The following is a 24,976-nucleotide window of genomic DNA, read 5'->3' as shown; positions in this document are numbered from 1 at the left end:
GCCGTTACGCTCGTATCCATGAAACGAAGCGTGCTGACCCGGTACCGGGTGATGGCCTTTGTCACGGGCGTCCTGCTGGTCCTGCTGTGCCTCGGCATGATCGCCAAGTACGTGCTCGGCATCGACGGCGCGGCGGACGTCACGCGCGTCGTCGCCATCGCGCACGGCTGGCTGTACGTGGTCTACCTGGTCTTCGCCTTCGACCTGGGCTCCAAGGCGAAGTGGCCGGTCGGCAAGCAGCTGTGGGTCCTGATCGCCGGCACGATCCCCACCGCCGCGTTCTTTGTCGAGCGGAAGATCTCCCGCGAGCTGGACTCCAAGGTCGCCGACGGCGCCCCCGCCGTCGCCAAGGCCTGACGAACCGCGCCACTGAACCGCCCGCACGATGTGCGGGCGGTTTGCCATCGACATTTACTAGGACGTCCTAGTAAATTTGAAGGCATGGGAAGCATGGACGCTGACGCCATCGAAGAGGGCCGCCGCCGCTGGCAGGCCCGGTACGACTCCGCCCGCAAGCGGGACGCCGACTTCTCGACGCTCTCGGGAGACCCGGTCGACCCGGTCTACGGGCCACGTCCCGGGGACACCTATGACGGCTTCGAGCGGATCGGATGGCCCGGCGAGTACCCGTTCACGCGCGGCCTGTACCCGACCGGGTACCGGGGCCGTACGTGGACGATCCGCCAGTTCGCCGGGTTCGGGAACGCCGAGCAGACAAATGAGCGCTACAAGATGATCCTCGCCGCCGGCGGGGGAGGGCTGAGCGTCGCCTTCGACATGCCGACGCTCATGGGGCGCGACTCCGACGACCCGCGCTCGCTCGGCGAGGTCGGGCACTGCGGCGTCGCCATCGACTCCGCCGCCGACATGGAGGTCCTGTTCCAGGACATCCCGCTCGGGGACGTCACGACGTCCATGACGATCTCGGGCCCCGCCGTGCCCGTCTTCTGCATGTACCTTGTGGCCGCCGAGCGGCAGGGCGTCGATCCTGCCGTCCTCAACGGCACGCTCCAGACCGACATCTTCAAGGAGTACATCGCGCAGAAGGAGTGGCTCTTCCAGCCCGAGCCACATCTGCGCCTGATCGGCGACCTCATGGAGCACTGCGCGGCGGGCATCCCCGCGTACAAGCCGCTCTCGGTCTCCGGGTACCACATCCGCGAGGCCGGCTCCACGGCCGCGCAGGAGCTGGCGTACACGCTCGCCGACGGCTTCGGCTATGTGGAGCTCGGCCTGTCGCGCGGGCTCGACGTGGACGTCTTCGCGCCCGGCCTCTCCTTCTTCTTCGACGCACACCTCGACTTCTTCGAGGAGATCGCCAAGTTCCGCGCCGCGCGCCGCATCTGGGCCCGCTGGCTGCGGGACGTGTACGGGGCGAAGACCGACAAGGCGCAGTGGCTGCGCTTCCACACGCAGACCGCCGGGGTCTCCCTGACCGCGCAGCAGCCGTACAACAACGTCGTGCGGACCGCCGTCGAGGCTCTCGCGGCCGTGCTCGGCGGCACCAACTCGCTGCACACGAACGCCCTCGACGAGACCCTGGCGCTCCCCTCCGAGCAGGCCGCCGAGATCGCGCTGCGCACGCAGCAGGTCCTCATGGAGGAGACCGGCGTCGCCAACGTCGCGGACCCGCTGGGCGGTTCGTGGTTCGTGGAGCAGCTCACGGACCGCATCGAGGCCGACGCCGAGAAGATCTTCGAGCAGATCAAGGAGCGCGGCCTGCGCGCCCACCCGGACGGGCAGCACCCCATCGGGCCCATGACCTCGGGCATCCTGCGCGGCATCGAGGACGGCTGGTTCACCGGCGAGATCGCCGAGTCCGCGTTCCAGTACCAGAAGGCGCTGGAGAAGGGCGACAAGCGGGTCGTCGGCGTCAACGCGCACCACGGGTCCGTCACCGGCGACCTGGAGATCCTGCGCGTCAGCCACGAGGTCGAGCGCGAGCAGGTGCGCGAGCTCGGCGTCCGCAAGGCGGCCAGGGACGACGCCCGCGTGCGCTCCGCCCTCGACGACATGCTGAAGGCCGCCCGCAACGGCGGCAACATGATCCCGCCGATGCTCGACGCCGTACGCGCCGAGGCCACCCTGGGCGAGATCTGCGGGGTCCTGCGCGACGAGTGGGGCGTGTACACCGAACCCGCCGGGTTCTGACGGGAGTTCGCGCCGGTGGCACCTGGGGACTGACAGGTGTCACCCGGTGCGGCCGGGGTAGGCGCGGGCACGTCGATCGTCGCCTGCCCCTGGAGTTCCCGTGCACCTGTCCGGACTCAACCGCACCACCACCACCGTCGGATGCGCCGCCCTGGCGCTCCTCGGCGGGATGGTCCTCGGCGGATCCGGGGCGGTGAGCGCGAGCCCGCCGGCCGAGCCGAAGGTGCAGAACACCTTCGACCCGCTCGGCCCCGACGTGCGCGCCGCGAAGCTGCCCTCCGGACGTACGGCCCACTACACCGACTCGGGCCCGCGCGACGGCGTCCCGGTCCTCTACATAGGCGGCACCGGGACCAGCGCGCGGGCCGTCCACATGACCGACTTCTTCCGCACCACGCGAGCGGACCTGGGCCTGCGGCTGATCTCCGTCGAGCGCAACGGCTTCGGCGACACCGCGTACGACCCCGCCCTCGGCAAGGCCGACTTCGCGCGGGACGCCCTCGACGTCCTCGACCGCCTCGGCGTCGAGAAGTTCAGGATCGTCGCGATCTCCGGAGGCGGCCCCTACGCCGCCGAACTCGCCGCCCGCGCGCCCGGCCGCGTCTCCGCCCTGCACCTGGCCGCCGCCCTGCCGCCGTACGGCGAGAAGCCCGCGTACTGCTCGATGTCCGACGACGCGCTCGCCGCGGCCCTGAAGGACTCCATCACCGACCCCCGCAAGTGGTGGGCGTTCCCCGACGACAGCCCCGTCAAGTCCATCCCGGGCTTCGCGGACACGGCGTACGAGGACGGCGCCCGCACCTACAACCAGCGCGGCCAGCAGGCCGATCCGGCGCCGCAGGTCCACGAGCAGAGGCTGTACTGCGAGCGGCCGGGCCCCGACCTGTCGAAGCTGACGGCGCCCGTGTACCTGTACGGCGGCGACAAGGACACCACGGTCCCGCCGGCCACGCTCGCGACCTGGCGCCGGCAGTTCTCCCCGGACCGCGTCACGGTCCGCACGTACACCGACTCCGCGCACGACGTGCAGTACCGCCACTGGGACCAGATCCTCGTGGACCTCGCCGGACACGGGGACCGCACGGTCGTCTGCCGGGGCTCGCACACCCGCGTCCTGCCCGCGGACGAGGCGGCCCGCCAGGTCGCCAGGAAGCGTGCCACGCTGGGCAGTTGCGCCTGGCAGAAGTGACGGAACCTGGGCGGACCCTACGCCTGTACGGAGGCGAGTCCGCCCAGGAGCAGCGTCGTGAACCGGTCGACCCACTCCTCGTCCACCGGCTCCGCGCTCACCAGCGTGCGGTGCACCACGGCTCCCGCGACCACGTCGAAGATGAGGTCGGCGGTGCGGGCGGCGGCGGCCGGGTCGGCCTCGAGGGGGAGTTCGCCGCGCGCGTGGGCGCGGGCGCGGCCCTCCAGAACCAGGCGCTTCTGCCGGTCCACGATCGAGGTGCGGATGCGCTCGCGCAGCGGTTCGTCACGCGTCGACTCGGCGACCACCGCCATCAGCGCCGTCTTGGTCTCCGGGCGGTTCAGGAGCGCCGCGAACTGGAGGACCACACCCCCGATGTCCGCGGCGAGACTGCCGTTGTCCGGGAGTTCGAGCTCGTCGAAGAGGACCGCGACCGCGTCCACGACGAGCTCGTTCTTGCTCGCCCAACGCCGGTAGAGCGTCGTCTTGGCGACCCCCGCGCGCGTCGCCACGTCCCCCATCGTGAGTTTGGACCAGCCGAGGTCCACCAGCGCCGCACGGGTCGCCTCGAGGATCGCCGCGTCGGCGGTGGCACTTCGCGGGCGGCCCGTTCTCGGGAGGGGCGGGGGAATGCGGCTCTGCATGAAAAGGACCATACCGGCCGGTAGGGATAGCGCCGTGAGGCAGACCACAGCGAAGATCACCGGGACCCTCCCCACGCGGCCCCCGCGAGAGTTACGCTACGACCCGTAGCGAAAGCTCAGTGAGCCTTGCGACAACCACGAGGCACCGGGTGGGGACCCGGCGCCGAACAGGCCCCTTCGGGCCGCAGAACAGCCCCTCTTGGGGCCGTGGACCAGGTCCGCGACCGCCTCCTCGGCGGCGCCCGCAGTCCGGCGGGAGGCCGCGACGGGCGGTCCCGGCCCACAACGCACCGCGGAAGGGGGAGGATGTACTCATGCAGCCACGGAACATGTCCATGAGCGGAGTCGTCGACCTCGCCGCGGTGAAGGCGGCCCAGGAGGCCAAGGCGAAGGCGGAGCAGGCGCGTGCCGAGTCCGCGCGGCAGGGCGGCGGCGGGGCCGTCTCCCCGTCGAGCCTCGTCATCGACGTCGATGAGGCCGGCTTCGAGCGCGACGTCCTCCAGCGCTCGGCCGAGGTGCCCGTCGTCATCGACTTCTGGGCCGAGTGGTGCGAGCCGTGCAAGCAGCTGAGCCCGCTGCTCGAAGGCCTCGCGGCCGAGTACAACGGCCGGTTCGTGCTCGCCAAGATCGATGTCGACGCCAATCAGATGCTGATGCAGCAGTTCGGGGTCCAGGGGATCCCGGCGGTCTTCGCGGTGGTCGCGGGACAGGCCCTGCCGCTCTTCCAGGGAGCCGCGCCGGTCGAGCAGATCCGCGGGACGCTCGACCAGTTGATCCAGGTCGCCGAGGAGCGCTTCGGCCTGATCGGCATCACGGTCGACGCCGATGCGGAGGGATCTGCACCGGTCGTGGAGGCTCCGGCCGGCCCCTACGACGCTCTGCTCGAAGCCGCCGTCCAGGCTCTTGACGCCGGCGACCTCGCCGGAGCCGTCCAGGCGTACAAGAACGTGCTGAGCGACGACCCCGGCAACACCGAGGCCAAGCTGGGCCTGGGGCAGGCCGAGTTGCTCCTGCGGGTGCAGGATCTCGATCCGCAGAAGGTCCGTCAGGACGCCGCGGACCGGCCCTCCGACGTGGCGGCGCAGATCGCGGCGGCCGACCTCGACCTGGTCGGAGGCCATGTCGCGGACGCGTTCAGCCGACTTGTCGACACGGTGAAGGTCACGGCGGGCGAGGACCGGGACGCCGCGCGCGTGCGGCTGCTCGAACTCTTCGAGGTCGTCGGCTCCGACGATCCGCGCGTGACTACGGGCCGTGCGGCTCTGGCCCGGGTTCTCTTCTGAGCCGTTTCTGACCAGTTCCTAAACGCCGGGCGATGTGGTGCCCAGGTGAAAGTTCTGTCGCCACGGGTACACAGCGGTCGCGCTTTACCAAAACTTGGTAAAGGCGGCCGCTGTTACTTGGAGTAAGTCAGGGGCCATCTTCTGTCCGGTTACGCCCCTGCTTTCTCTGCTTTGGTAACTTGCTTGACACCACCCTGCGTTGTCGGGTGACACCATCGGGTCGCCGTTCGGTTATCCGTCCGTTACTAGCGAGTAACGAACCCCCTTGTGCGCCAGCCGAGAATGCACCACGATCGGCGACGCTCGGTCCTCATCCCGCAGTCCGACAGCCAATCGGGTCGCGGGGTTTCAGGGTCCCCACCGAGCAGGCCGGTAGCAGTGCCGCCGGCCTTGGGCAGGGGGGTCTCTGCTTACCGGCAGGGCCTGTCCAGCAGGTTGCGCGTGACTGTCAGGTGCGACCAGTGGTTGTCGCTCGGGGGTGATCGCCGGTGATTCGGGTGCCATCGCGCCCCCGATGCGGGCGCTCTCCTTCCCGAGGACGTAGCACTTCTCCCATCCCTGCCCGGCTGAGCACCCCAAGGGGTGCTGTCAGGGCCGGAGATGTACGTCCGAGAAGGAGGAAAGTCATGGAGTCCGTGGCTCGTGGCGGAACCAGATGGAAGCGGTTCGCCGTAGTCATGGTGCCGAGCGTCGCGGCGACAGCCGTGATAGGCGTCGCCCTCTCGCAGGGTGCGCTTGCGGCATCGTTCAGTGTTTCGGGTCAGTCGTTCAAGGTGACGGCCGACTCGCTCGACGGTACGGGATTCGTCCAGTACGGGGCGCTCGACAGCGGTAAGTCGGGTGCGCACCCGGTTGCCGTCGTCGGCCTCAACGAGGCGAAGATCACCAACCTGTGCCAGTCGGTCGTCGTGCCGGTGCCGGTCTTCGGTGACGTGTCGATGAAGCTCAGCGCGGGCGGTGCGGGCGGCCCCCGCGTCGAGGCGAAGAAGCTCTACATCGACGCCGACGACCTGTCGACCAACGCCACGTTCAAGAACATCGACATCGGCGTCGGAATCGACTCGACCACCAAGGGTCCGGGTCCGTCCAAGGGCGACAAGTACGTCCCGGACTCGTTCTCGCAGCAGGCCGACTCGGTGCACTTCGAAGATGTCAAGCAGCGCGCGTGGGCGACCACGGCCGGCACCTTCAAGCTCTCCGGCCTGCACATGCAGGTGCAGAAGGGCGCACACGAGTGCTACTAGGCCCCAGGGTCTAGCTCACTCGCAGCGCTGAACGGCCGGGCGCGGGGGCGAACGGGAAGCTCCGTGACGTCCCCGTGCCCGTATCCGACACGCACCATCACCACAGAACAACGCCATTCCCGAGGAGCTGTACGACATGAGCGCCGAAGCGCAAGCAGGGCTGGGCGACAGGCTCGGCCAGACGCGCCGATCGTTCCGAGGGTGGCGCGGTCAGCGCCCATTCTGGGGTGGTCTGCTGACGCTGCTGGGCGGCATTCCGATCATGTACTTCCCGTACGCGAATCTCACGCTCGGCTCGATGACCATCCGGATGTCGACGACCGCCGGTGCCGGTTCGCTGATCATCGGCGTCCTGCTTGTGGTGCTCGGCCTGACGCTCTGGTTCCAGCCGATGTCCCGCGTCTTCGCGGGCGTCGCGGCGATCCTGCTCGCCCTGGTCTCCTTGGTGGTCTCCAACTTCGGTGGCTTTGTCATCGGCTTCCTGCTGGCGCTGCTCGGCGGTGCTCTCGGCATCTCCTGGGGGCCCTCGCGGGCTGCGAAGACGGAGACCGGCGGCGTGAAGTCCGCGGACGACGCCGACTCCCCGAAGGGCGAGACGGCGGCCTTCGATGCCTTCGGTGGCGCGTCGGACGATCTGTCAGGAACGAGCCCCAACGGTAACGACGGGACGAACGGGAGGCACCGTGCCGGCTGACGAGGTGCGCCACGAGAACTCTGCGGCAGAGTTCCGTGAGAGAACCGGGCCGCGGCATGCAGCCCCCAGAAAGCCGCTGTTCAACAGGCTGCACATGCCCGCGGGCAAAGCCATTGCCATTGCGGCGATGCCGACGGCCGTGCTCATGGGCATGGGGCTGACCCCCACGCTCGCGCAGGCCAAGGACAACCCCACCAAGTTCTCGGCGGACGACTACAAGGCGTGCGCCGACGCGATCAAGGCCTCCGAGGACGGCAAGGACGCGACCGACGGCAAGGGGGACGAGTCCGCCTCGCCCACCCCGACGCCGTCGCCCTCGGCGTCCGCGAGCAAGGACGCTTCGGACGGCAAGGAGGACTCGGGCGACAAGGCCGAGCCCACCCCGTCGCCCTCCGCGTCCAAGTCCACGGACACGCCCTCGGGTGACAGCACGGCCGGCAGCAAGACGGCCACGCCGACCCCGACGCCCTCCGAGACCAAGAACCCGCTCGACCCGCTGGGTGTCGGCGACGCGCTCAAGGACCTGCTGACGCCGGATCAGAAGGAGTCGGCGACCCCGACCCCCTCGGCGTCCAAGTCCACGGATGTGGGCGGCACCGTCAAGGACACCGTCGACAAGGTCACCGAGCCCGTCAAGGACACGGCGGACAAGGCCGGGGGCGCGGTCAAGGACACGGTGGACAAGGCCGGAAAGGCCGTCGACGACACCGCGGACAAGGCCACCAAGGTGGTCCCCACGCCGTCGTCGGGCGAGACCGGCGTGCCGGACAACTGCCCGGTCGCCACGGACGCCGAGGGGGACAACGAGCAGACCCCCGCTCAGGTCCCGAACGACTCGTGGCATCTTGAGGCCAGTTCGCTGACCCTCAAGGGCGCGGACTACCAGGGCGTCGTGAACGTGCGCACGCCCAACGGCACGGTCAAGAAGGTCCTGAAGTACGTCATCTCGAACGGCACCGACATCGGCGACCTGCACCAGACGGTCGACGGTCCGGACGGCAAGACGTACCACGTCCAGGCCGGCAAGGGCACCACGTCCACCATCCGTGGCGGGACGACCACCATGTACACGGAGTCGATCTCGGGCAACCTCCTGGGGCTGATCCCGATCACGTTCGACGCCGAGCACCCGCCGCCGCTGAACATCCCCCTGATCTACTTCACGAACGTGAAGGTCAAGCAGGCCGGTCAGTTCGGCGGCGACCTGCACGTGCCGGGTCTCCACCAGTACCTCACCGGCTGAGCCTGCCGACCCGCGCACCCACGGACCAGTCCGGGAGCCGCACACCACTGAGGGCGCCACCTGATTCAGGTGGCGCCCTCAGTGTGTCGTACGGGGCTGATGGGCCTGACGAGGCGTCAGTCGCGCTCTCCGCCGCCCAGGTGGTGCACCCGGACCATGTTGGTGGTGCCGGGGACGCCGGGGGGCGAACCGGCCGTGATGATGACGGTGTCGCCGTCGTTGAAGCGGTTCAGCTTCACCATCTCGGCGTCGACCAGGTCGACCATCGCGTCGGTGTTGTCGACGTACGGCACGATGTGCGACTCGACGCCCCAGCTCAGCGTCAGCTGGTTACGGGTGCCCTCGTCCGTGGTGAAGGCCAGGATCGGCTGGGCCGCGCGGTAGCGGGACAGGCGGCGGGCCGTGTCGCCGGACTGGGTGAAGGCCACGAGGCCCTTGGCGCCCAGGAAGTCGGCGATCTCGCAGGCGGCGCGGGCGACCGAACCGCCCTGCGTGCGCGGCTTCTTGCCGGGCACGAGCGGCTGGAGCCCCTTGGACAGAAGCTCCCCCTCGGCCGCGACGACGATCTTCGACATCGTCTTCACGGTCTCGATCGGGTAGGCGCCCACGGAGGACTCGGCGGACAGCATGACCGCGTCCGCGCCGTCCAGGATCGCGTTGGCGACATCGGACGCCTCGGCGCGCGTGGGGCGGGAGTTGGTGATCATCGACTCCATCATCTGGGTCGCGACGATCACCGGCTTGGCGTTACGGCGGCACATCTCCACGAGGCGCTTCTGCACCATCGGGACCTTCTCGAGCGGGTACTCGACGGCGAGGTCGCCGCGGGCCACCATCACGGCGTCGAACGCCGCGACGACGCCCTCCATGTTGTCGACCGCCTGCGGCTTCTCCACCTTGGCGATGACGGGGACCCGGCGGCCCTCCTCGTCCATCACCTTGTGGACGTCCTGGACGTCGTCGGCATCGCGCACGAAGGACAGGGCGACCATGTCGCAGCCCATCCGCAGGGCGAAGCGCAGGTCGTCGACGTCCTTCTCGGACAGCGCGGGCACGTTCACGGCCGTGCCCGGCAGGTTGATGCCCTTGTGGTCGGAGATGACACCGCCCTCGACGACGATCGACTTCACGCGCGGCCCGTCGACCTCGATGACGCGGAGCTCGACGTTGCCGTCGTTGATGAGGATCTGGTCGCCCTTGGAGACATCGCCGGGCAGACCCTTGTAGGTCGTGCCGCAGATCGACTTGTCGCCCGGGACATCGTCGGTGGTGATGGTGAACTCGTCACCGCGCACCAGCTCGACGGGGCCTTCGGCGAAGGTCTCGAGACGGATCTTGGGGCCCTGGAGGTCCGCGAGGACGCCGACGGCGCGGCCGGTGCTCTCCGCGGCGGCCCGGACACGGTCGTACCGCCCCTGGTGCTCGGCGTGCGTGCCATGGCTGAAGTTGAAGCGGGCCACATTCATGCCGGCTTCGATCAGCGCAACGAGCTGCTCTTCGGAGTCGACGGCGGGGCCCAGCGTGCAGACGATTTTGGAACGGCGCATGGGGGCGATCCTATCGGTTTGTTTCGCTACGGAATATTCCGTCTGGTGGAATCTACAAATGGGCGGTGGTGCGCTCAGTCGTTGCGGGACGCGGAGTCGTGCACGAGGGCGTAGGTCTGCTGCGCGATCTCCAGTTCCTCGTCGGTCGGGACGACTGCGACAGCCACCCGCGCGTACTCCGGCGAGATCAGCCGCGGTTCGTCGGAACGTACGGAATTGAGCTCGCCGTCGACCGCGAGACCCAGCTCCTCCAGGCCCGCCACGGCAGCTTCGCGCACCGGCGCCGCGTTCTCGCCGACCCCCGCCGTGAACACCACCGCATCCACCCGGCCGAGCACCGCGTAGTACGCGCCGATGTACTTCTTCAGACGGTGGACGTAGATGTCGAAGGCGAGCCGCGCCTCCTCGTCGCCCTCGTCGATACGGCGGCGGATCTCCCGCATGTCGTTGTCGCCGCAGAGACCGACCAGACCGCTCTTCTTGTTGAGCAGTACGTCGATCTCGTCGGCGGACATGTTGCCCACCCGCATCAAATGGAAGATGACGGCCGGGTCCACATCGCCCGAACGCGTCCCCATCACCAGGCCCTCCAAGGGCGTCAGGCCCATGGAGGTGTCCACGCACAGGCCGCCGCGCACCGCCGACGCCGAGGCGCCGTTGCCCAGGTGCAGGACGATGAGGTTGACCTCCTCGGTGTCCTTGCCCAGGAGCTCGGCCGCCTTGCGGGACACGTACGCGTGCGAGGTGCCGTGGAAGCCGTAGCGGCGGATGCGGTGTTCGTCGGCGGTTTTCACGTCGATCGCGTAGCGCGCCGCCGACTCCGGCATGGTCGTGTGGAACGCCGTGTCGAAGACGGCGACCTGCGGCAGGTCGGGGCGCAGCGCCATCGCGGTGCGGATGCCCGTGAGGTTGGCCGGGTTGTGCAGCGGCGCGACCGGGATCAGCCGCTCGATCTCCGCGAGGACCGCGTCGTCGATGACGGTCGGCTCGGTGAAGAACATGCCGCCGTGCACCACCCGGTGACCGATCGCGGCGAGTTCGGGGGAGTCCAGGCCCATCCCGTCGCGGGCCAGCTCCGCGGCGACCGCCTTCAGGGCCGCGTCGTGGTCGGCGATCGGGCCGTTCACCTCGCGCGCCGCGCCGACGTCCCCGGTCAGCGGCGTGTGCTTGAGGCGGGACGTCTCCTCGCCGATGCGCTCGACAAGGCCAACGGCCAGCCGGGCGCCGCTCTCCATGTCGAGCAGCTGGTACTTCAGCGACGAGGAACCGGAGTTGAGGACGAGAACTCGGCTGGGCGTGGCGGTCACAGGTGCTTACCTCTTCGTAGGGGTCAGGAGGCCGGCGTCTGGGCCTGGATCGCCGTGATGGCGACCGTGTTGACGATGTCCTGCACGAGCGCGCCGCGCGACAGGTCGTTGACCGGCTTGCGCAGCCCCTGCAGGACCGGACCGACGGCGATGGCGCCTGCCGAACGCTGCACGGCCTTGTACGTGTTGTTGCCGGTGTTCAGGTCGGGGAAGATCAGCACGCTGGCCTGGCCCGCGACCTCCGAGCCGGGCAGCTTGGTCGCCGCCACCGACGGCTCGACGGCCGCGTCGTACTGGATGGGGCCCTCGATCTTCAGATCGGTGCGCCGCTCGCGCACCAGCTCCGTGGCCCGGCGCACCTTGTCGACGTCCGCGCCCGAACCCGACGTGCCCGTCGAGTACGACAGCATCGCGATCCGCGGGTCCACGCCGAACTGCTCGGCGGTGGCGGCCGCCTGGACGGCGATGTCGGCGAGCTGCTGCGCGTCCGGGTCCGGGTTCACCGCGCAGTCGCCGTACACGAGAACCTTGTCGGCGAGGCACATGAAGAAGACGGACGACACGATGTCGGCCTCCGGCTTCGTCTTGATGATCTCGAAGGCGGGGCGGATCGTCGCGGCCGTCGAGTGCACGGAACCCGACACCATGCCGTCCGCCAGGCCGCCCTGCACCATCAGCGTCCCGAAGTAGTTGACGTCCGCCACCACGTCGTACGCGAGCTCGACGGTGACGCCCTTGTGGGCGCGCAGCTGCGCGTACTCGGCGGCGAACCGGTCCCGCAGTTCGGACGTGTCCGGGTCGATGAGCTGTGTGTCGACCAGGTCGACGCCCAGGTCGGCGGCCTTCTTGCGGATCTGCTCCACGGGGCCGAGCAGCGTCAGGTCGCACACCCCGCGGCGCAGCAGGACGTCCGCCGCGCGCAGGACGCGCTCCTCGGTGCCCTCGGGCAGCACGACACGGCGCTTGTCGGCGCGGGCCCGCTCCAGGAGCTTGTGCTCGAACATCATCGGGGTGACGCGGTCGCTGCTCGGCGCCGAGACGCGCTCCAGCAGGCCGGCGGTGTCGACCCACCGCTCGAAGAGGCCGAGCGCCGTCTCCGCCTTGCGGGGCGTCGCCGCGTTCAACTTGCCCTCCATGGAGAACAGTTCACCCGCGGTGGGGAAGGAGCCGCCCTGCACCGCCACCACCGGCGTGCCGGGCGCGAGGCGGTCGGAGAGCGTCAGGATCTCCTCGCCCGGCCGCTCGTCGAGGGTCAGCAGGACGCCCGCTATCGGCGGGGTGCCGGCGCTGTGCGCGGCGAGCGAACCCACCACGAGGTCGGCGCGGTCCCCGGGCGTCACGACGAGACAGCCCGGCGTCAGTGCCTTGATGAACGTCGGCAGCATCGCGCCGCCGAACACGAAGTCGAGCGCGTCGCGCGCGAGGCCCGCGTCGTCGCCGAGCAGCACCTCGCCGCCGAGCGCCTGCGCGATCTGCGAGACCGTCGGCGCGGACAGGGCGGGCTCGTCCGGCAGTACGTAGGTGGGTACCGGGAGATGGGCCTCGAGGCGGTCGCGTATCTCCTCGCGGTCCTGCGCCGCCACCCGGTTCACGACCATCGCGAGCACGTCGCAGCCGAGGACCTCGTACGCGCGGTACGCGTTGCGGGTCTCGGCGTGCACGGACTCCGGGGTCTGCTTGCGGCCGCCCACCACCGGGATGACGGACGCCCCGAACTCGTTGGCGAGGCGGGCGTTGACGGCCAGTTCGTCGGGGAGCTGTGTGTCGGCGAAGTCCGTGCCGAGGACGAGGACGACCTCGTAGTCGCGGGCGACCTGGTGGAAGCGGTCCACGAGGCGCGAGACCAGTTCGTCGGTGCCCTGCTCGGCCTGCACGGCCGACGCCTCGTGGTAGTCGAGGCCGTAGACCGTCGCCGGGTCCTGGGAGAGGCGGTAGCGCGCCCGCAGCAGATCGAAGAGCCGGTCGGGACCGTCGTGGACGAGCGGGCGGAAGACGCCCACCCGGTCGACCTGCCGGGTCAGGAGCTCCATGACTCCCAGCTCCACGACCTGCCGGCCGTCACCCCGGTCGATCCCGGTCACGTACACGCTGCGCGTCACGCGTGCTCTCCCTTTCGCTGGACGGGCAGCAGAGAAGGGGCCTCTGCCGCAGTGATTCGGCCGCTGAACCGGCCCCTGATGAAAGTCGTAGCCGTGCCCCCTTGACAATACCTCCGGGGGTAGCTAAGTCGCCCGCCGGACAAAGGCCCTGGTCCGGGGGTCGAAAGGCCCTGGAACACAAGCCCCACGGGCCTCCGCGTCCGGCGCTGACCGCCATCGCCCTCACGGCCGTGAAAGAATCGGAACGGCTCACAAGTCTCAACAGCGAGCAGGAGACACGCACGATGCGTATCGGAGTTCTCACCGCCGGCGGCGACTGTCCTGGCCTGAACGCAGTGATCCGGTCGGTCGTGCACCGCGCCGTGACGCACCACGGCGACGAGGTGATCGGCTTCGAGGACGGTTACGCGGGACTGCTCGACGGCCGCTACCGCACGCTCGACCTGAACGCCGTGAGCGGCATCCTCGCCCGCGGCGGCACCATCCTCGGCTCCTCCCGGCTGGAGCGCGACCGCTTCCGCGCCGCCTGCGAGAACGCCAAGGAACTCGCCACCGAGATCGGCTTCGACGTCCTCATCCCCATCGGTGGCGAGGGCACGCTGACCGCGGCCCGCATGCTCGCCGACGCGGGCCTGCCCGTCGTCGGCGTCCCGAAGACCATCGACAACGACATCTCCGCCACGGACCGCACCTTCGGCTTCGACACCGCCGTCGGCGTCGCCACGGAGGCCATGGACCGGCTGAAGACCACCGCCGAGTCCCACCAGCGCGTCATGGTCGTCGAGGTGATGGGCCGGCACGCCGGCTGGATCGCCCTGGAGTCCGGCATGGCGGGCGGCGCGCACGGCATCTGCCTGCCCGAGCGGCCCTTCGACCCGGCCGACCTGGTCAAGATGGTCGAGGAACGCTTCGCGCGCGGCAAGAAGTTCGCCGTCATCTGCGTGGCCGAGGGCGCGCACCCCGCCGAGGGCACGATGGACTACCAGACCGGCGCGATCGACCGGTTCGGCCACGAGCGCTTCCAGGGCATCGGCACGGCCCTCGCGTTCGAGCTGGAGCGGCGCCTCGGCAAGGAGGCGAAGCCGGTCATTCTCGGCCATGTCCAGCGCGGCGGCACCCCGACCGCGTACGACAGGGTCCTCGCCACGCGCTTCGGCTGGCACGCGGTCGAGGCCGCGCACCGGGGCGTCTCCGGCCGCATGACGGCGCTGCGCGGCACGGAGATCGAGATGGTCCCGCTCGCCGAGGCCGTCGCCGAACTGAAGACGGTGCCGAAGGACCGCATGGACGAGGCGGAATCCGTGTTCTAGGGGGACGGCCTGTCCTACGACGTGTGCATCCTCGACCAGAACTCGTCGAGGATCCCGTCGAGGAGCTCCCGCCCGGCCTCGCCCGACTCGCGTCCCGAACCGCCGCCCCAGCTGAGCGTCGCGGCCATCAGCGCCTGGTACTCGAGCTGCATCTCCTGGAGCACTTCCTCCAGTTGACCCTTGTGCACGGGGACGAGCTTGGCGATCGGGCGTGTGTAGGCCTGCCAGCGCGTGGTCACCGCGCTGCGCAGGAGATCCGCCAGCTGGTCATTGCGGCCGGTGACGGTCGCGAAGTCGGGCGGCGTCAGACCGAGCACCTCGGCGAGGGTGGCCGACTGGCGCTCGTTGCCGCGCCACTCGCCGGTCTCCTCCATCCGCAGATACGAGTGGATCTCCACCCCCACCGTGCGTGCCACGTCCTCAGGCGCCATGCCACGGGCCATCCGGTGCTCGCGCAGCGTCCGCGCCGCGCCTATGAGATCCCCCGGCGAACACCACAAGGCGCCCGCGAGAGCGGTGATTTCCACCGCCGTCGGCGAGGCGAGACCACGCTCCCAGGCGATGATCGTGTCGGGCGTGACCTGATGCTGGCCGTACGAGGCACGCATGCCGTAAGCGACATGCCCGGGCGCCATGCCCAGGGCCTCGCGGAGGCGTCGGGCGGCGGGAGCGTTGAACGGCGGGGCGGAGTCGCTTGGGTGCACGGGCACACGGTAGGGGCGGGTGAGGCCGGGGGCTACGGTCTGTTCGCACTGCGTTACTTGTCGTAGGAAGCTACGGGGACGGGACTCCCGGTAACCAGATCCGTATACTCCTTGTATGCAACTCTGGGGGCAGTCGTGACGTCGGGACGGGACAAGGCCTACGCGTTTCTCAAGGAGAACGTGCTCGCCGACCCGGACAGGCAAGGGGAGTTCCTCTCCGAGCAGGAGCTCGCCGACCGTATCGGCGTCTCCCGCACCCCGATCCGCGAGGCGCTCCTGCTGCTCGCCGCCGAGGACCTCGTGCGGCTGGTCCCCAAGCGCGGGGCGCAGGTCGTGCCGCTGTCGGGGCGGGAGATCACCGAGCTGATGGAGCTGCGCGGCATCGTCGAGCGGTACTCGGCGGAGCGGGTCATCGCCGAGGGCAAGGCCCCGGTGTCCGAGCTGACCGCACTGCTCGGACGCCAGCGCACGCTCAGCGGGGCCGAGCACGCCAAGGAGTTCATCGCGGTGGACCACCTCTTCCACGCGACGATCGTGGCGGCCGCGGGCAACGCCCTGCTCGACCGCCACTACGACGGGCTCCGCAGCCGCCAGATCCGGGCCGGGGTGGTGGCGCTGTTCAACCAGCACGGCCGGCAGGAGTCCGTCCTCCACGAGCACGAGGCGATCCTCGACGCGATCGCCGCAGGCGACCGGCAGGCCGCGTGCACCGCGATCGACAGCCACCTGGAGTCGACGCTCAAGGTGCTGCTCGCGGGTTAGGGCGTGCCGGTGGCCCGCCCGCCCGTCACAGGCTCCTGCGGTTGGCCAGTACCGGGATGGAGCGGCGGACCGAGGTGACCTCGTCGAGGTCCAGGTCCGCGATGAGCAGCCCCGGGCCCTCTTCGAGGTGCTTCCGTACGGTTCCGTCGGGGCCGACGACGGCGCTGTGGCCGATGCCGGTGGGGGCGTTCGACGCGGCGGGGACGCCGGACGCCGCCGGGTCCGCCTGGTCCACGGCGGCGAGCCAGAGCGTGGCGTCGAGCGCGCGGGCGCGGATCAGCAGCTCCCACTGCTCACGCTTGCCGGGACCCGCGCCCCACGAGGCGGGCAGGACGGAAACGACCGCGCCCGCGTCGGCGTGGGCCCTGAACAGCTCGGGGAAGCGGACGTCGTAGCAGGTCGCGAGCCCGAAGCGGGTGCCGTCGACCTCGAAGGTGACGACCTCGGACCCGGGCGCCACCGTGTCGGACTCGGCGAAGCCGAAGGCGTCGTAGAGGTGGATCTTGTCGTAGGCCGCCTCGACGCCGGGGCCGGTGGCGAGCAGGGTGTTGGCCACCTTTCCGTCCGGGGCGGGGGTGAACATGCCCGCGACCACGACGAGTCCGGCCTCCTTGGCGATCTGGCGGACCGCCGTGGCCCAGGGGCCGTCGAGCGGTTCGGCCAGCGGCGCCAGCGGGGTCCCGAAGCAGGCCATCGCGGCTTCCGGGAAGACGACCACGCGGGCGCCCGCGTCCGCCGCGAGACGGGCCTGTTCGCGCAGGAGCGCGAGGTTCTCCTCGGGGCGGGGGCCGGTGGTGATCTGGCTCAGCGCGATACGCATGAGACGTTCCTCCTCGTGTGGCGGTTCGGGAATGCGTGGTCTGGGGTTCAGGACGCCGTGGACGCGGCGGGGGAGCGGACCGGCTCGCCGCTCAGCAGCTCCTCGTCGCTCCGGTCGCCGTCGCGGCCGAGGCACAGTCCGGCGATGGTGACGATCGCGGTGCCCGCGACGTAGAGGGCCAGCGGGATCCACGAGTCGTACGCGTCGAGCAGCGCGGTGAACAGCAGGGGCGCGACGGCGCCGCCGATGACACCGGCCAGCGTGTACGCGAGCGAGGAGCCGGTGTAACGCAGCCGTGGGGAGAACTGTTCGGCGATGAAGGCCGCCTGCGGCCCGTACATCGCGGAGTGGAAGACCAGGGCCACCACTACGCCGAGGGCGAGCAGCGGCCAGCTCCCGCCGCCGATCATCGGGAAGAACAGGAACGGCCACACGCCGGCGGCCGCGGCCGAGACCCCGTACAGGACGCGGCGGTTGACGCGGTCGGACAGGGCGCCGGCCAGCGGGATCAGGAAGACCTGGAGGGAAGAGCCGATGAGGACGGCGGCCAGGGCGGAGCCGCGGGACATGCCGAGTTCGCCGGTCGCGTAGGTCAGGACGAAGACGGTGAACAGCGCGTACAGGACGTCCGGGGCCACGCGGCTGAGGATCGCGGCCGCCAGGGCGCGCGGGTGCGTCGTGAAGACCTCGCGGATCGGGGCCTCGGGGCGCTTCTGCTCGGCCTCCATCGCCTTGAAGACCGGGGTTTCCTCGAGCTTCGCGCGGATCCACAGGCCGAAGAAGACGAGCACACCGGAGAGCAGGAACGCCACGCGCCAGCCCCAGGATGTGAACTGAGTCTCCGTCAGGAGAGCGCCGAGGGCCGCGAGTACGCCGTTGGCGAGGAGGTTGCCGACCGGCGGGCCGATCTGTGCGGCCGAGGCGTAGAAGCCGCGCCGGCGCGGATCGCCGAACTCGCTGGACAGCAGCACCGCGCCGCCCCACTCGCCGCCGACGCCGACGCCCTGGGCGAAGCGGAGTATCACGAGGGTGATCGGCGCGGCCACGCCGATCGTGGCGTAGGACGGAAGCAGGCCGATCGCGAGGGTCGCGGCCCCGATCAGGACGAGGGTCGCGATCAGGACCTTCTTGCGGCCGAGCTTGTCGCCGAGGCGGCCGAAGACGAAACCGCCGAGCGGGCGCGACACGTAGCCGACGGCGTACGTCGAGAACGCGAGGAGGGTGCCGGTGGCGGGGTCCTTCGAGGGGAAGAAGACATCGCCGAAGACCAGCGCCGCCGCCACGGAGTAGATGGCGAAGTCGTACCACTCCAGTGCGGTGCCGGTCAGGCTGGCGAAGAAGGCGCGGCGGACCGCGGACCCGCCGATCGGGGTCTTTTCCGTGCTCGTGCTGGTGTGGTTCACGACGTCCGTCCCTGAGGTTCCTTGGGTGAGGTTAGCTGTCGACCTTCCGGCATACTTCTTGTATACAGGTCGTATGCGCAAGCCTTCCGCGCAAAGTTAACCTCCCTGATATCGCGAACGATGTGGAGAAACCCCATGGCGCTGCTGACCTTCGAACTGCCCGACGGCACCACCCGCGAGGTCGATGTCGTGCAGGTGCTCAACGCCGGGTACGCCGGACGCAGCCAGGACGACGTGGCCGCCCACGTGGCGGAACTCGCCGAGCTGGGGGTGCCGGCACCCTCCGTGACCCCCGCGCTCTACCCCGTCTCCCCCTACCTCGCCCAGCACACCGAGCAGGTCCGCGTCCAGCACGGCCGCACCTCGGGCGAGGCCGAGTGGGCGCTGGTCGTCGACCGGGACGGCGACCTGCTCCTGACGGCCGCCTGCGACCACACCGACCGTGAGCTGGAGGTGCACGGCGTGGCATGGAGCAAGAACGCGAGCCCCGACGTCCTCGCCCGCCGCGCCTGGCGCCTCGCCGACGTGCAGGAGCGCCTCGACGACCTGACCCTGCGCGCCTGGGTGACCCACGACGGCCAGGAGACCCTCATCCAGGACGGCACCCTGGCCGAGCTGCTCACGCCCGCCTACTGGGCGGACGTCCTCCGGGAGCGCGGCGACCTGGTGCCCGGCACGGTCCTGATCTCGGGCACCATCCCGATGGCCGAGGGCGTCGACCAGTTCGCCCCCCACTGGCGCGTGGAAATGACCGACCCGGCCACGGGCAATGCGATCGACCTGGCGTACGACGTGGTGAGGATGCCGGTGCCGATCGGCTGATCGGGCGGCCGGTTCGCCGGTCGATCAATGCTGTGCGCGAGGGTGCGGCCGTTCAGCCCTTGACCGCACCCCCCAGCGCGAACCCCCCGCCGAAGCGCCGGGCCACCAGGACGTACAGCAGGATCACCGGTGTCGAGTAGATGATCGAGAAGGCTGCGAGCTGGCCGTAGACCACTGTGCCCCGGTTGCCGAAGAAGTCGTTGATGCTCACCGAGGCCGGCATCTGTTCGGGGGTGAGCAGGAGCATGAAGGGGACGAAGAAGTTGCCCCACATCATGACGAACGAGAAGACCGTGACCACTGCCACTCCCGGGCCCATCAGGGGGAGCACTATGCGGATCAGGGACTGGAACGAGGACGCTCCGTCGGTCCAGGCCGCTTCCTCCAGTTCCTTCGGGACGCCGTCCATGAAGTTCTTCATCAGCCAGATGGCGAACGGGAGTTGGGACGCCGCGAAGAAGAAGATCGTGCCCTGCATGGTGTCGATCAGGTTGACCTGCACGAAGAGCGCGTAGACCGGGACCATGATCGCCGTGATGGGCAGGCACGTCGCGAACAGGACCGTCGCCAGGAACGGGTTGTTGAAGCGGGAGCGGTAGCGGGACAGCGGGTACGCCGCGAGCGCCGCGCTCGCCACCGTCAGCAGGGTCGCCCCGCCGCACAGCAGAAGGCTGTTGAGGAGCGGAGTGAAGGTGATGTCGGGGGTGAGGACCGCGTCGAAGTTGTCCAGGGTGACCCCGTCGGGGATCTTCACCTGGAGGTTCGCGTGCGGGTCGAGCGCGGAGAGCACCACCCACGCCAGCGGCAGGACGAACGCCGCGGCGACGACCAGGAGTCCGGCGTCGGCCGCGAGGCGGTGGCGGACGGTGCGGGGTGAGGACACTCAGGCCTCCGAGCGCAGCAGGCGCATATAGACCAGCGAGAACAGCGAGCCGACGACCAGGAGGAGCAGGGCGACCGCCGTGCCGTAGCCGATCATGCTCTTCTGGAAGGCCTGCTCGTACATGAACAGGGGCAGGGTCTGGCTGCGGTTTCCGGGGCCGCCCCGCGTCATCACCCAGATCAGGCCGAACACGGACAGCGTCTGCAGGGTGTTCAGCATGAGGTTCGTGCCGATGGAGCGGCGGATCATCGGGAGCGTGATGTGCCACATGCGGCGCCAGCCGCCCGCGCCGTCCATCTCCGCAGCCTCGGTGATCTCCTTGGGTATCTCGGCGAGCGCCGCCGAGTAGACCAGCATGGAGAACGCCGTCCCGCGCCACACGTTCGCGAAGGACACCGCGAGGATCGGCAGCGTGAACAGCCAGTTCTGGGTGGGGAGATGGAGCCAGTCCAGGATCGCGTTCAGCGTGCCCTCGCGGCGGAAGAACGCGTAGAGGAGGAAGCCGGCGACGACCTCCGGCAGGACCCACGCGCAGACCACGACCGCGCCCGTGACCGTGCGGACCGTCTTCGACGCGCGCTGCATGAGCGCGGCCAGCGCGAGCCCCAGCGTGTTCTGGCCGATGAGCGAGGACAGGACCGTGAAGACGAGCGTGAGCCAGACCGCGTTCAGGAACGCGTCATCCCTGAACGCGGCCGTGAAGTTGTCGAAGCCCACGAAGGAGGAGTGGGCCTGGCCCGTCAGCTGCAGGTCCGTGAAGGCGATGTACGCGCAGTACGCGATCGGGCCGGCCAGGAAGAGCAGCAGCAGGACCAGGGAAGGGGCCAGGGGCAGGGCGCGTGTCAGGGGGCGCCGTACACCGCCCCGCCCCGGCTTCACCTGGTGATCACCTCGTGAAGGGGGCAGGGGCAGGGGCTGTGTCACGGGGCGGCGGACACCGCTCGGCCCCACCTTCACTTGGTGATCACCTTGCCGTCCGTCGCCGTCTTCAGCTGCTCGTCATACGTGCTCGCCGCCTTCTCGACCGAGCTGTCGCCCGTCGTGACCGACTCCATCGCCTCCTGGATCGCCGTGGAGACCTTCGGGTACGCGGGGTATGCGGGCCGGTAGTGGGTCGACGCCACCAGGTCCGTGAAGAACTTGATGCCGGGCTGCGCCTTCACGTACGCCGGGTCGGCCGCGACGTCCTTGCGGACCGCGATGCCCGAGTTGGCGATGTACCACTTCTGGGCGTTGGCCTTGGTCTGCATCGTCTTGATGAACTCGAAGGCCAGGTCGGGGTTGGACGCCTTCGACGGGATCGACCAGGTCCAGCCGCCCGACATGCTGACCTTGCCCGGCGCCTGGCCGTTCTGCGTCGGCATGTGCGCGAGGCCCAGCTTCTGTGACCACTCGGGCCACTCGTGGCCGCTGCCCTTCAGCCAGTCCTGCGGGAGCCAGGAGCCGTCGAGGTTGATCGCCAGCTTGCTCTTGGGGAGCAGCTCGCCGCGGACCCGGGTGCCGATGTTCGGGTCGAGGGCGTCGGAGACGTCGGGGCCGAGCTTCTCGCCGTAGACCGTCTTCACGAAGTTCAGCGCGTCCTTGAAGGGCTTGCCCGCGGTGATCCACTTGTCGGACGACCTGTCGTACAGCGGGTCCGCGGTGCCCGTCCCGGTGCCCGTCCCGTACAGGAGCATCTCGAAGCCCTGCATCGCCGACTGCTCGCCGCCGGGCTTGCCCGTGTAGACGTTGAGCGGGGTGACGGAGGGGACCTTCTTCTTGATCGTGCGGGCCGTGTCGAGGACCTCGTCCCAACTCTTCGGCTGCCAGGGCGTCTTGATGCCGGCCTTCGCGAAGATGCCCTTGTCGTACCAGAGTCCGCGGGTGTCGGTGCCGTCCGGGACGCCGTACGTCTTGCCGTCCTGGGCCTTGGCCGCGTTCTTCGCCGTGTCGATGAACTGGTTCCAGTCGGGCCACTTGGCGAGATACGGGTCGAGGGGCTTGAGATAACCGCTGGTGATGTCCGAGTTGATGAGGAACGTGTCCTCGTAGACCAGGTCGGGTGCCGTCTTCGGGGAGCGCAGCATCTGCTGGAGCTTGGTGTAGTACTCGGAGTCCGGCGCCTTGATCGGTATCAGCTTCACCTTCTTGCCCGGATGATCCTTCTCGAACTGCGTCTTCATCGACGCCAGGTAGTCGTCCATGACACGTATCTGATTGTCGGTCGACTGCTTGAAGGAGATCCTGACGGTGTCCGGGTCGTCCCCGGAGCCGCTGCTACAGGCCGTCAGGCCGGTCGCGGCGATGAGCAGAGTGGCGCTGAGGAGCACTGGAGCGGTGGGGCGCACGGGCACGACCTCCTACGGGCCGCCGCCGGCCGGCTTGCCGAGCGGGGCTGCCCGGTGAACGTACGGGCGGGGTCGGACCAAGGTCAATCCCCGTGCAGGAGTGGGCGGTTGGCCAATGGTCTAGACCGTCGTGAGCCAGCGGTAGTGCAGCTCAGGTCGGCCCACCTGGCCGTACTGGGGGCTGCGCGCGGCGCGGCCCGACTCGACGAGATGCTCCAGGTAGCGGCGGGCCGTGATGCGTGAGATGCCCACGGACTCGGCGGCCGCCGCGGCGGTCAGACCCTCGGGAGCGGCGCGCAGCGTTCGCGTGACGCGCTCCAGGGTCGGTGCGCTCAGGCCCTTGGGCAGGGCGGCCGGACTCGGTGCGCGCAGCGTGGCCAGGGCGCGGTCGACCTCGTCCTGGCCGCCCGCCTCGCCCGCCGCCGCCCGGAACTCCGCGTAGCGCACGAGGCGGTCGCGCAGCGTCGGGAACGTGAAGGGCTTCAGTACGTACTGCACCACGCCGAGCGAGACCCCTTCGCGGACCACCGTGAGATCGCGGGCCGAGGTCACCGCGATCACGTCCGTGTGATGGCCGGCCGCCCGCAGCGAGCGCGCCAGCTGGAGACCGTGGCCGTCGGGGAGGTGCAGGTCGAGAAGGAGCAGGTCGACCTGGGTGCGCTCAAGCGCCCGGTGGGCCTCGGCGGCCGTGTGCGCCTTGCCGATCGCGGTGAAGCCGGGGACCCGGTTCACGTACAGGACGTGGGCGTCGGCGGCGACCGGGTCGTCCTCGACGATCAGCACTCGGATGGTGCCGCTGGTGGCGTCGGGATCTGTCACGCGGTGCCTCCCGTGGGCGTGGTCGCGCTCGTGCGCTGGAGGGGCAGGACGACAGTGAACTGTGCGCCGCCCGTGGGGGACTCGGCCAGGGTCAGGGTGCCGGAGTTACGGGCGACGGACTGCTGGACGAGCGCGAGACCGAGGCCGCGCCCGCCGGGACCGGCCGGCTTGGTGGACCAGCCCCGCTCGAAGACCGCGTCCGCGTGGCCGTCGGCGACACCCGGGCCCGTGTCCGTGACCCGCAGCAGCAGGGTGTCGTCCTGCGCGCGGGCCGTGACCGTCACCTTCGCGTGCGGGGAGCCCTGGGCGGCGTCGACCGCGTTGTCCAGCAGGTTGCCGAGAATCGTCACCAGGTCGCGGGCCGGCAGGCTGGGCGGCACCAGGCCGTCGTCGATGCGGCTGTCCCCGGAGATCTCCAGCTCCACGCCGTGCTCGTTGGCCTGCGCCGTCTTGCCGAGCAGGAGTGCGGCGAGCACCGGCTCGCTCACGGCGGCGACGACCTGGTCGGTGAGGGTCTGCGCCAGCTCCAGTTCGGCCGTCGCGAAGTCGACCGCCTCGCCGGCCCGGTCCAGCTCGATCAGCGAGACGACGGTGTGGAGCCGGTTCGCGGCCTCGTGGGCCTGCGAGCGCAGCGCCTGTGTGAAGCCCCGCTCGGAGTCCAGCTCGCCCATGACCGCCTGGAGTTCGGTGTGGTCGCGCAGGGTCACCACGGTGCCGCGCCGGTCGCCGCTGGAGACGGGGGAGGTGTTGACGACGACCACGCGGTCGGTGGTCAGGTGCACCTCGTCGACGCGGGGCTCCGCCGCGAGGAGCGCGCCCGTGAGCGGGGTGGGCAGGCCCAGCTCCGCGACATTGCGCCCGACCGTCTCGTCGCCGACGCCGAGCAGCTCGCGCGCCCCGTCGTTGATGAGCGCGATCCTGCGCTGCCCGTCGAGCATCACCAGACCCTCGCGCACCGCGTGCAGGGCCGCCTGGTGATAGGCGTGCATGCGGCTCAGCTCGGTCGCGTTCATGCCGTGGGTGTGCCGCCGCAGCCGGGCGTTGATGACGTACGTGCCGATGCCGCCGAGGACGAGAGCGCCGGCCGCGACGCCGGCCACCGCCATTACCTGGCCGCGCGCCTGCGCGCTGATCTCCTCGACCGTGATGCCGGCGCTGACCAGGCCGACGATCCGCTGCCCCGACATGATCGGGGTCACCACGCGCACGGACGGGCCGAGCGTGCCCGTGTATGTCTCCGAGAAGGTCCCGCCCCGCAGGGCGGGCCCGATGTGGCCGAGGAAGCGCTCGCCGATGCGCCGCTCGTCGGGGTGCGTCCAGCGGATGCCGTGCGGATCCATGATCGTGACGAAGTCCACGCCGGTGTGGCGCTGGACGTCGCTCGCGTAGGGCTGGAGCGTGCGGGTCGGGTCGCCGTCCCCCGTGATCGCCCCGCGGACGGAGGGCGCGTCCGCGACCGCGCGGGCCGCGGCCGTCGCCTGGCGTGTGGCGGCCTGCTCGGCCTGGTTGCCGTCGCTGATGTACGTGAACAGCGCGCACCCCGCGACCACGACGAAGACCAGGACGACCTGCATCGCGAAGAGCTGGCCGGCCAGGCTGCGGGCGCGTGGCAGGAGGGGGAGGCGCATGGGCCCAGTCTGCCTCTCGGTACTGGCGGATACGTTCAAGCGTGAACTACTTGAACGTATAAGCGCGAACTAAATGAACGGAAGGGTGACGGCCTTC

General features: G+C 70.0%; 22 protein-coding genes. 10 read left to right on the top strand and 12 right to left on the bottom strand.

The window, feature by feature from the left end:
- The first annotated feature begins 18 nt into the window (after positions 1-18).
- The 3 genes from CG723_RS25525 (at position 19) to CG723_RS25515 (ending at position 3,340) form a co-directional block, all read left to right on the top strand.
- Positions 19-357, top strand: a complete 339-nt coding sequence (locus CG723_RS25525) for a DUF3817 domain-containing protein (RefSeq protein WP_100595819.1) — start codon at positions 19-21, stop codon at positions 355-357.
- Between the two features lie 93 nt (positions 358-450).
- A complete protein-coding gene (locus CG723_RS25520) occupies positions 451-2,151 on the top strand; it encodes an acyl-CoA mutase large subunit family protein (protein ID WP_100595818.1) in 1,701 nt (566 codons plus the stop codon).
- Positions 2,152-2,251: 100 nt separating this feature from the next.
- Positions 2,252-3,340 carry an alpha/beta fold hydrolase gene (locus CG723_RS25515; RefSeq protein ID WP_234374513.1) on the top strand — a complete coding sequence of 363 codons (1,089 nt, stop codon included), beginning with the start codon at positions 2,252-2,254 and terminating at the stop codon, positions 3,338-3,340.
- 17 nt (positions 3,341-3,357) lie between these two features.
- Here CG723_RS25515 and CG723_RS25510 read toward each other — a convergent pair whose 3' ends face one another.
- Complete coding sequence (locus CG723_RS25510; protein WP_100595980.1) at positions 3,358-3,984, bottom strand: TetR/AcrR family transcriptional regulator; 627 nt, start codon at positions 3,982-3,984, stop codon at positions 3,358-3,360.
- Positions 3,985-4,298: 314 nt separating this feature from the next.
- Here CG723_RS25510 and CG723_RS25505 point away from each other — a divergent pair, with 314 nt between their 5' ends.
- The 4 genes from CG723_RS25505 (at position 4,299) to CG723_RS25490 (ending at position 8,448) form a co-directional block, all read left to right on the top strand.
- Complete coding sequence (locus CG723_RS25505; protein ID WP_100595817.1) at positions 4,299-5,267, top strand: tetratricopeptide repeat protein; 969 nt, start codon at positions 4,299-4,301, stop codon at positions 5,265-5,267.
- A 626-nt stretch (positions 5,268-5,893) separates the two neighbouring features.
- Complete coding sequence (locus CG723_RS25500) at positions 5,894-6,511, top strand: DUF6230 family protein (RefSeq protein WP_100595816.1); 618 nt, start codon at positions 5,894-5,896, stop codon at positions 6,509-6,511.
- A 136-nt stretch (positions 6,512-6,647) separates the two neighbouring features.
- Positions 6,648-7,205 carry a DUF6114 domain-containing protein gene (locus CG723_RS25495; RefSeq protein WP_100595815.1) on the top strand — a complete coding sequence of 186 codons (558 nt, stop codon included), beginning with the start codon at positions 6,648-6,650 and terminating at the stop codon, positions 7,203-7,205.
- On the top strand, positions 7,195-8,448 hold the full coding sequence (locus CG723_RS25490; RefSeq protein ID WP_100595814.1) for a hypothetical protein: 1,254 nt from the start codon (positions 7,195-7,197) through the stop codon (positions 8,446-8,448). The genes CG723_RS25495 and CG723_RS25490 overlap by 11 nt, the downstream gene beginning before the upstream one ends.
- A gap of 116 nt (positions 8,449-8,564) precedes the next feature.
- On the opposite strand, the gene pyk is transcribed toward CG723_RS25490, so the two are convergent.
- The 3 genes from pyk to pta form a co-directional block, all read right to left on the bottom strand.
- Entirely contained in the window at positions 8,565-9,995 is a 1,431-nt protein-coding gene (gene pyk, locus CG723_RS25485) for a pyruvate kinase (RefSeq protein WP_100595813.1), read from the bottom strand.
- Positions 9,996-10,069: 74 nt separating this feature from the next.
- Positions 10,070-11,302, bottom strand: coding sequence for an acetate kinase (locus CG723_RS25480; RefSeq protein WP_100595812.1), 1,233 nt, complete (start codon positions 11,300-11,302; stop codon positions 10,070-10,072).
- 23 nt (positions 11,303-11,325) lie between these two features.
- The gene (gene pta / locus CG723_RS25475; RefSeq protein ID WP_100595811.1) at positions 11,326-13,401 is read right to left on the bottom strand and encodes a phosphate acetyltransferase; all 2,076 of its coding nucleotides are present in this window, start codon (positions 13,399-13,401) and stop codon (positions 11,326-11,328) included.
- A 284-nt stretch (positions 13,402-13,685) separates the two neighbouring features.
- On the opposite strand from pta, the gene CG723_RS25470 reads away from it, so the two are divergent.
- Entirely contained in the window at positions 13,686-14,711 is a 1,026-nt protein-coding gene (locus tag CG723_RS25470; RefSeq protein WP_100595810.1) for an ATP-dependent 6-phosphofructokinase, read from the top strand.
- A gap of 14 nt (positions 14,712-14,725) precedes the next feature.
- On the opposite strand, the gene CG723_RS25465 is transcribed toward CG723_RS25470, so the two are convergent.
- Positions 14,726-15,421, bottom strand: coding sequence for a helix-turn-helix domain-containing protein (locus tag CG723_RS25465; RefSeq protein WP_199841894.1), 696 nt, complete (start codon positions 15,419-15,421; stop codon positions 14,726-14,728).
- 129 nt (positions 15,422-15,550) lie between these two features.
- Between CG723_RS25465 and CG723_RS25460 the strand changes: the two genes are divergently transcribed.
- On the top strand, positions 15,551-16,177 hold the full coding sequence (locus CG723_RS25460; protein WP_100595808.1) for a GntR family transcriptional regulator: 627 nt from the start codon (positions 15,551-15,553) through the stop codon (positions 16,175-16,177).
- A 25-nt stretch (positions 16,178-16,202) separates the two neighbouring features.
- Here the strand turns inward: CG723_RS25460 and CG723_RS25455 are convergent, their stop codons facing one another.
- Both CG723_RS25455 and CG723_RS25450 read right to left on the bottom strand, forming a co-directional pair.
- Complete coding sequence (locus CG723_RS25455) at positions 16,203-16,997, bottom strand: carbon-nitrogen hydrolase family protein (RefSeq protein ID WP_100595807.1); 795 nt, start codon at positions 16,995-16,997, stop codon at positions 16,203-16,205.
- 47 nt (positions 16,998-17,044) lie between these two features.
- A complete protein-coding gene (locus CG723_RS25450; RefSeq protein WP_199841893.1) occupies positions 17,045-18,400 on the bottom strand; it encodes an MFS transporter in 1,356 nt (451 codons plus the stop codon).
- A 135-nt stretch (positions 18,401-18,535) separates the two neighbouring features.
- On the opposite strand from CG723_RS25450, the gene CG723_RS25445 reads away from it, so the two are divergent.
- A complete protein-coding gene (locus CG723_RS25445; protein ID WP_100595806.1) occupies positions 18,536-19,222 on the top strand; it encodes a DUF2848 domain-containing protein in 687 nt (228 codons plus the stop codon).
- 52 nt (positions 19,223-19,274) lie between these two features.
- Here CG723_RS25445 and CG723_RS25440 read toward each other — a convergent pair whose 3' ends face one another.
- The 5 genes from CG723_RS25440 to CG723_RS25420 form a co-directional block, all read right to left on the bottom strand.
- Complete coding sequence (locus CG723_RS25440) at positions 19,275-20,105, bottom strand: carbohydrate ABC transporter permease (RefSeq protein WP_100595805.1); 831 nt, start codon at positions 20,103-20,105, stop codon at positions 19,275-19,277.
- Positions 20,106-21,011, bottom strand: coding sequence for a carbohydrate ABC transporter permease (locus tag CG723_RS25435; RefSeq protein ID WP_442802589.1), 906 nt, complete (start codon positions 21,009-21,011; stop codon positions 20,106-20,108).
- Positions 21,012-21,058: 47 nt separating this feature from the next.
- The gene (locus CG723_RS25430; protein ID WP_199841892.1) at positions 21,059-22,432 is read right to left on the bottom strand and encodes an extracellular solute-binding protein; all 1,374 of its coding nucleotides are present in this window, start codon (positions 22,430-22,432) and stop codon (positions 21,059-21,061) included.
- Positions 22,433-22,552: 120 nt separating this feature from the next.
- A complete protein-coding gene (locus CG723_RS25425; protein WP_234374512.1) occupies positions 22,553-23,251 on the bottom strand; it encodes a response regulator in 699 nt (232 codons plus the stop codon).
- Positions 23,248-24,879: a sensor histidine kinase gene (locus CG723_RS25420; protein ID WP_100595802.1), complete on the bottom strand. Its 1,632-nt coding sequence runs from the start codon at positions 24,877-24,879 to the stop codon at positions 23,248-23,250. The genes CG723_RS25425 and CG723_RS25420 overlap by 4 nt, the downstream gene beginning before the upstream one ends.
- Positions 24,880-24,976: the final 97 nt, after the last annotated feature.

Source organism: Streptomyces sp. CB01635 (assembly GCF_002803065.1).
GTDB lineage: Bacteria > Actinomycetota > Actinomycetes > Streptomycetales > Streptomycetaceae > Streptomyces.
The sequence above is the reverse complement of the archived record's forward strand: the minus strand, read 5'-3'. Positions and strand labels throughout refer to the sequence as shown.